The organism is Neobacillus piezotolerans (assembly GCF_003362805.1).
Lineage (GTDB): Bacteria > Bacillota > Bacilli > Bacillales > Cytobacillaceae > Bacillus_D > Bacillus_D piezotolerans.
On record NZ_QNQT01000023.1, the window covers coordinates 1 to 6,368 of the forward strand.

Genomic DNA, 6,368 nt, shown 5'->3' on the forward strand with positions numbered 1-6,368 from the left:
AGTCGTGAACAGCAAAAAGCTGGCCCAGGAGCTTCATTTCGTCCAAAACTCAACCGGCGGCGTACTTGGGCCGCAGGATTCGTGGCTTATGATGCGCGGAATGAAAACACTCGGAATCCGGATGGAACAAAGCGAAGCCAATACAAAGGCAATCGTTGAATTCCTTGTCAACAATCCGGGGGTAAAAAAGGTCTTTTATCCGGGACTGGAAACCCATCCAAATCATGCAATTGCCAAGAAGCAATCGCGTGGTTTCGGAGGTATGGTATCATTTGATGTAGGCAGCGCGGAAAAGGCCGATGAACTGCTTGGCAAGGTTAAATACTTTACCCTAGCGGAAAGCCTTGGTGCTGTAGAAAGCCTCATATCTGTTCCCGCGCGGATGACCCATGCATCAATCCCTGCTGAAAGGCGCGCCGAACTAGGCATTACGGATGGCCTCGTCCGAATTTCCGTCGGAATCGAGGACGCTGAAGATCTCATTGAGGATCTTAAAAACGCATTGGAATAGCAAATTGCAACGCCGGCCTCCTTGGGGCCGGTGTTATTGTTTTGTTTTGGAAAAATCATGGATTCCATTTCCAGGTTATACTCCCGGAAAGAATGCCAATCAAAACCGGATCGATAACACGGGTCCCAATGGTTTTACAGGGGAAAAATCAATGTTCCAACAATGTTAATAATTACATTGCTCACTAGGCGTAAAAATATGTTAAATTAGTCTAGTATTCTTTTAAAAAAGCAGGTGAGCAAATGGAAAAGCAGGCAAAAGACATTTATGAAAAAATGACCGATATGAAATGGTTCGGCATCGTTTTATTGGCGGCCGGTTCATTTTTTTATCTTGGTGCAATTCTTCCTACAGCCGCTAAGGCAATGGACACTGTCGGCATGTCGGTGGCATCGCTTGTATTCCTTGCTGGCTCGATTCTCTCTTTTTACAAATCGCGTGAATTGAGGGAGCGGCTTATGGAACTTGAAGACGGGGAAGAATATTTTCATTAAACGATACCGCCCTTAAGAGGGCGTTTTTTTTATACATATGACTCAAGGATATGAAAATAATGGAAGTACATGAATTTTTTTCATGAAAAAGGTTTACAAACATCCATACAGTGTATATAATGGCGATAGTTGGTAAAAAAATTCTGGAAGGAGGCATTACCATGATCAAGTTTTACAATGGAATCAAAATTTCATATGAAAATCATGCATTGTTCTGCCTTCAGAGGGATTGGATTGCCTAACAATTAAGTTTGTTAAAATAGCCATGTCCATGCCGCGGGAGAACTGTGCCTGCGGCATTTTTATGCTCAAAATACCCTTTCTTCCGACGCGGCCCCTATATGGGCGGGTTCCGGGGAAGGTTGCCGCAGCGAAGCCATGCTTTCTGCGGCTTTTTTGTGTGGATAGGATATGGGACCAGGGAGGTGTGTAAAAATGACGTTAAACATTTTCTTTATGACAATTACGATTAAGAAACGGGAAATGGGCCCGGAAGAAATTATGGATCGGGAACGGATTCGGAAAATTACCGAGGAAAACAAAAATCGCCAATTTTCAATGTACCGCCCGTTTTAATTAAAGGTGGTGATAAAAGATGACACTTCAATTATTTTTATTGACAATTACAATTAAAAAAAGGAATTACCGCCCGGAAGAATTGATTGCCATGGAGCATGCGAGAAGGATTAACGAGGAAAACAAAGCCCGCGCACTCAATCTTTACAGGCCACTCTAACAGGAAAGGGGAAAAATGATATGATATTTTTAATGCAAAATAGAAGAGGCTGGTATTGGATTTGGAAAGATACGGCGTAATTGGTTTTCCCGAAAGGAGGGAAAGAACATGCCGATACATTCTTTTTTACTGGGATTCTTTTTTCGATTAACAAAAATTGGCCGTGCCAGCAAGTAAAGGCGCTACAATGCTGTACGGTAACCACTATATATACTATAATTAGATATAGAAAACGGATAGAGCAAGGGGTGCTGGTTATGTTCATGATGGTTTTGGCACTGATAATTACCGGGACAATTGGCTGTATTATTGCCGCCGAGGTAAGCGTCGAAGATTAACAATAACGGAGAAAAAAGCATGAACCCGAGGGTTCATGCTTTTTTCTTTTCAAAATTGTCCAACTCCACAACAGTCCATACGGCGCTAAACGGGCGCTTGCGCTTTTCTATGTCAGCCGCGACGTTTCGGCCGGAGCCAAAGATAGGCAATTAGTAGGATGGCTCCTGCAGCAGCAAGCCCCCTGGTTGCCGAAAGTTCTCCATAGATGATTTGTGCCGTGGTGGCAAGGATAATTATGATAAGAACAAGTAATAAAACTATTCTTTCAGCCAACTTTTTTCCCCTCTTTCACTTCTATTCTACAATCGTCCCCGTGTAATGTCCATTTGCCTAAATGGAGCTAATCGAATGAGTTTTATGTGCTAATTGTTTATTTCTTCCAATAGGTGCAGTTGGTGGAAATTTTGGGCGGACAGACACTTTTCCCGTTTTTTTTACATAGAGTTAGGTAAAACACAAGCTGAGCAGAAAGCGGGGAAAGACTATGTCTGGAATTCTGGCTGCCCTTGGTTACCTGGTTAAGGAAGTCGTTTTTCTCGTTTCCTATGTAAAAAACAATGCCTTCCCGCAGCCGCTGTCTTCTGCCGATGAAAAAAAATACCTGAAGCTTATGGCGGCGGGGGATGCGAATGCCCGCAATCTCCTCATTGAACACAATCTTAGGCTTGTCGCGCATATTGTCAAAAAGTTCGAAAATACCGGAGAGGATGCCGAAGACCTTATTTCAATCGGTACAATCGGGCTTATTAAGGCAATTGAAAGCTATTCTGAAGGGAAAGGCACCAAGCTTGCCACCTATGCCGCCCGCTGTATTGAAAATGAAATTCTTATGCACTTAAGGGCCTTGAAGAAAACCAAAAAAGACGTTTCCCTGCATGATCCGATTGGCCAGGATAAGGAAGGAAACGAAATTTCCCTGATTGACGTATTGAAATCGGAATCCGAAGATGTCATTGACACGATTCAGCTGAACATGGAGCTTGAGAAAATCAAGCAATATATCGGAGTACTCGATGCGAGGGAAAAAGAAGTCATAGTCGGGAGATTCGGGCTTGATTTGAAAAAGGAAAAAACACAGCGTGAAATAGCCAAGGAGTTGGGCATATCCCGGAGCTATGTTTCAAGGATTGAAAAACGGGCGTTAATGAAAATGTTCCACGAATTTTACAGGGCCGAGAAAGACCGCCGCAAAAAGGGAAAGGGCAGCTGAACTGACCAGCTGCCCTTTATGTTGCAGATCGTTATAAAAAGTGTCCAGAATCAGTGAAAGAACATCTTTCGAATGCTTTTTAATACGAATCCCCCCATGTCTATTCCACCCATTTGTATCCAACTCCCCATACGGTCGTGAGATTTTCGTCCACCGGGAAGCCCGCCTTGCGCAGTTTGTCCCTTAGGTTTCGGACATGCGAATCAACGGTCCGGTCTTCCGTTGTTGCGGCAAAGCCCCAAACTGATGACAACAGGTGTTCGCGGGTGAACACCTTATTTTTATTTTGCAGCAAAATCGCAAGAATTGAAAACTCTTTTGGTGTGAGGGCAATAGGTTGTCCCTCGTAGGCGAGTTCGAATGAAACCTGGTTCAGGACAAGCCCCCTAAAGGAAAGTGATCCGGAGCCCGGGTTCTTTCTCCTTATAACAGCTTCAATCCGGGCGATTAGCTCTTCTTCATCAAATGGCTTAGAAATATAGTCATCCGCTCCAAGTTTAAGCCCTTTTACGATATCAGGCTTTTCCGTACGTGCTGTCAGCATGATAACAGGAATATCGGAATGCCTCCGAATCTCGCGGCAAGCCTCCCAGCCGTCCATATCGGGCATCATGACATCGAGGATGACAAGGTCTGCTTTCCCGCTTTCCAAATACTCAAGCGCCAGGAGGGGGGATGTGAATTTAACACATTCAAAACCACGTGGCGAAAGGTAAAGGGAAAGTAAATCTAGCATTCTCTGTTCGTCATCAATAAGGATAATCGTCTTCAAAGTTATCTCTCCCGGAAAACGCGTATAGTTATCTCCATTATATAGGAAACCGCTTTTGAAAGTTTGGTTTTTTGCGCCCATGCAGGTTTTCGCCCTGTACATACTTTATAGTATAGAAAGGGGTGAATGCCATGTATTACGGTTACCCATACCCGGCATATCCATATGCTTACCCATATGGGCCAGCCGGCGGGGGATTTGGTTTTCTATACGCGCTTTTTATCATCCTGTTGATCCTTGTCCTGCTTTTTGGCGGTTGGTGGTATTTCTGCGGCCGGCCATGCTAGAATAATACGGGCTGCCATGATGGCAGCCTTCTTTTCCTTTTGACCGAGTATCGAACTCCTGAATTGGTAATCTTCTGAAAATAAACTATAATAAACTAGTACATATTTCCGTGGCATGAGCCCGCGGGCAAAAAAGATGAGGGGGATTATAATGGTCAACACAACGTACTCAGATGTGTGGGATTTGGATGTTTTCTTTCCGGGCGGCAGCTCTTCACCCGAGTTCCATAACCATCTCCAAGCCACTAAAGAAGCAATAGAAGTGTTTTATGCCGAAGTCGGGAAATGGGAGCCAAAAGGTGGGGCCGGGGACGCCGATGAATTGGCAGGCCTTATCGCAAGTTTCGAAAAAACAGCAATGAAAACCCGCCAGGCAGGAGCCTTCCTTAGCTGTCTGAAGGCCCAGAACACCGAGGATAAAAAGGCTCACGAACTCTTGGCCAAGGCGACTGGCCTGAATGCATCCTTCCAGACTGCGCTGACAGTATTCGATGGAAAACTCGCCAACATCGAAGAGGAACAATGGAAGGCACTTATGGAAGACAGCAGGCTGAAGGAGATAGAATTCGTTCTGACCGAGAGAAGGGAACGGGCAGCCGAAAAGCTTTCCGATGCCGAGGAAGCGGTAGTAAACGCTTTGGGGATTGACGGCTACCACGCATGGGGCCAAATGTACGACATGGTCGTCGGCAAAACAAAGGTCCATTTTACAAAGGATGGTGAGACAAAGGAACTGTCCGTAGGCCAGGCGGCCAACCTATTTTCAAGCCCGGACCGGAACGTCCGAAAGGCGATTTTTGAAGAGTGGGAAAAGGCATGGGAAGGGAACGCAGACTATTTGGCGAAAATCCTCAACCATTTGGCTGGTTTCCGCCTCAATGTCTATAAACTGAGGGGCTGGGATGATTTCCTTAAGGAACCCCTTGACTACAACCGCATGAAGAAAGAAACGCTTGACGCAATGTGGGGCGCGATAACTGCCAACAAGGAGCCTTTGAAAGCCTATCTTAAGCGGAGGGCTGAACTGATGGGCGCCGAGAAATTAAGCTGGTATGACCAGGACGCACCGTATGGCAGCGCAGATTCCAAGGTTCCATACACCGAGGGAGCTGAATTCATCCTCGAGCAATTTTCCAAGTTTGGCGGGGAAATGACTTCTTTCAGCAAACACGCGTTTGAAAATAACTGGATTGAAGGGGAAGACAGGCCGGGCAAGGCGCCGGGCGGATTCCATACGTACTTCCCTGAATCGAAGCAATCAAGGATATTTATGACATACTCCGGAACACCATCGAATATTTCGACCTTGGCACATGAATTAGGCCACGGGTTCCACACTTATGCGATGAGGGACCTTCATCTGCTTAACCGGAGCTATGCGATGAACGTAGCAGAAACTGCTTCCACGTTCGCGGAAATGATCGTCGCGGATGCCGCCGTCAAAAATGCGAAGACTGAAGAAGAAAAACTTGCGCTCCTGGACGATAAAGTCCAGCGTTCCGTCGCGTTCCTGATGAATATCCATGCCAGGTTCCTGTTCGAAACAAGCTTTTATGAAGAGCGGAAGAAGGGATTTGTCAGCGCTTCCCGCCTGAATGAGTTGATGGAGAACGCGCAGCGGGAAGCCTATCTGGATTCTCTTGAAGAATACCATCCTACATTCTGGGCTTCAAAGCTTCACTTCTTTATTACAGGGGTGCCGTTCTATAATTTCCCTTATACGTTCGGCTACTTGTTCTCTCTTGGCATCTATGCGAGGGCGCTTGAAGAAGGAAGCGGCTACGAGGAAAAGTATATCGCTCTCTTGAAGGATACAGCTTCCATGACCGTTGAAGAGCTTGCTGAAAAGCATCTTGGCGCCGATTTGACGAAACAGGATTTCTGGGCCAGTGCAATCAAGCTCTGCATGGATGATGTCCAGGAGTTCCTTGAATTGACAAAAAACCTGTAATTGAAAAGAAAACCCCCGGCAGATGGTCTTGCCCCTGTCAAGTAGACAACTAAAAAAAGCTATGCAGC

The 6,368-nt window shown here is 45.7% G+C and carries 10 protein-coding genes; 8 read left to right on the top strand and 2 right to left on the bottom strand.

Annotation, left to right across the window (positions count from 1 at the left end; all coding sequences use genetic code 11):
* The 5 genes from DRW41_RS22345 to DRW41_RS23190 all read left to right on the top strand — a co-directional run.
* The coding region (locus tag DRW41_RS22345) for a PLP-dependent transferase (RefSeq protein WP_181884677.1) at positions 1–511 on the top strand (511 nt) is incomplete at its 5' end.
* Positions 512–753: 242 nt separating this feature from the next.
* The gene (locus DRW41_RS22350; protein ID WP_115454223.1) at positions 754–1,005 is read left to right on the top strand and encodes a YrhC family protein; all 252 of its coding nucleotides are present in this window, start codon (positions 754–756) and stop codon (positions 1,003–1,005) included.
* A 435-nt stretch (positions 1,006–1,440) separates the two neighbouring features.
* Entirely contained in the window at positions 1,441–1,581 is a 141-nt protein-coding gene (locus DRW41_RS22355) for a YrzI family small protein (RefSeq protein WP_115454224.1), read from the top strand.
* 19 nt (positions 1,582–1,600) lie between these two features.
* Positions 1,601–1,741 (top strand): YrzI family small protein, encoded by a 141-nt coding sequence (locus tag DRW41_RS22360; RefSeq protein ID WP_115454225.1) that lies wholly within the window; start codon positions 1,601–1,603, stop codon positions 1,739–1,741.
* An 80-nt stretch (positions 1,742–1,821) separates the two neighbouring features.
* Complete coding sequence (locus DRW41_RS23190) at positions 1,822–2,079, top strand: hypothetical protein (protein WP_181884678.1); 258 nt, start codon at positions 1,822–1,824, stop codon at positions 2,077–2,079.
* A 112-nt stretch (positions 2,080–2,191) separates the two neighbouring features.
* Here the strand turns inward: DRW41_RS23190 and DRW41_RS23195 are convergent, their stop codons facing one another.
* Positions 2,192–2,353, bottom strand: a complete 162-nt coding sequence (locus DRW41_RS23195; RefSeq protein WP_181884679.1) for a hypothetical protein — start codon at positions 2,351–2,353, stop codon at positions 2,192–2,194.
* Positions 2,354–2,564: 211 nt separating this feature from the next.
* Between DRW41_RS23195 and sigK the strand changes: the two genes are divergently transcribed.
* Complete coding sequence (gene sigK / locus DRW41_RS22365) at positions 2,565–3,290, top strand: RNA polymerase sporulation sigma factor SigK (protein WP_115454226.1); 726 nt, start codon at positions 2,565–2,567, stop codon at positions 3,288–3,290.
* A 100-nt stretch (positions 3,291–3,390) separates the two neighbouring features.
* On the opposite strand, the gene DRW41_RS22370 is transcribed toward sigK, so the two are convergent.
* Positions 3,391–4,062 (bottom strand): response regulator transcription factor, encoded by a 672-nt coding sequence (locus DRW41_RS22370; RefSeq protein WP_115454228.1) that lies wholly within the window; start codon positions 4,060–4,062, stop codon positions 3,391–3,393.
* Between the two features lie 131 nt (positions 4,063–4,193).
* Here DRW41_RS22370 and DRW41_RS23200 point away from each other — a divergent pair, with 131 nt between their 5' ends.
* Together DRW41_RS23200 and DRW41_RS22375 are read left to right on the top strand one after the other, a co-directional pair.
* Positions 4,194–4,349, top strand: a complete 156-nt coding sequence (locus DRW41_RS23200) for a hypothetical protein (RefSeq protein WP_181884680.1) — start codon at positions 4,194–4,196, stop codon at positions 4,347–4,349.
* Between the two features lie 151 nt (positions 4,350–4,500).
* Entirely contained in the window at positions 4,501–6,300 is a 1,800-nt protein-coding gene (locus DRW41_RS22375; protein WP_115454227.1) for a M3 family oligoendopeptidase, read from the top strand.
* The last annotated feature ends 68 nt before the right edge of the window (positions 6,301–6,368 follow it).

Excerpts from the sequence above, each read along its gene's own strand:
- DRW41_RS23200 (WP_181884680.1), top strand. The coding sequence starts at position 4,194 with ATGTATTACGGTTACCCATACCCGGCATATCCATATGCTTACCCATAT.
- DRW41_RS22355 (WP_115454224.1), top strand. The coding sequence starts at position 1,441 with ATGACGTTAAACATTTTCTTTATGACAATTACGATTAAGAAACGGGAA.
- DRW41_RS22350 (WP_115454223.1), top strand. The coding sequence starts at position 754 with ATGGAAAAGCAGGCAAAAGACATTTATGAAAAAATGACCGATATGAAA.
- DRW41_RS22360 (WP_115454225.1), top strand. The coding sequence starts at position 1,601 with ATGACACTTCAATTATTTTTATTGACAATTACAATTAAAAAAAGGAAT.
- sigK (WP_115454226.1), top strand. The coding sequence starts at position 2,565 with ATGTCTGGAATTCTGGCTGCCCTTGGTTACCTGGTTAAGGAAGTCGTT.
- DRW41_RS22375 (WP_115454227.1), top strand. The coding sequence starts at position 4,501 with ATGGTCAACACAACGTACTCAGATGTGTGGGATTTGGATGTTTTCTTT.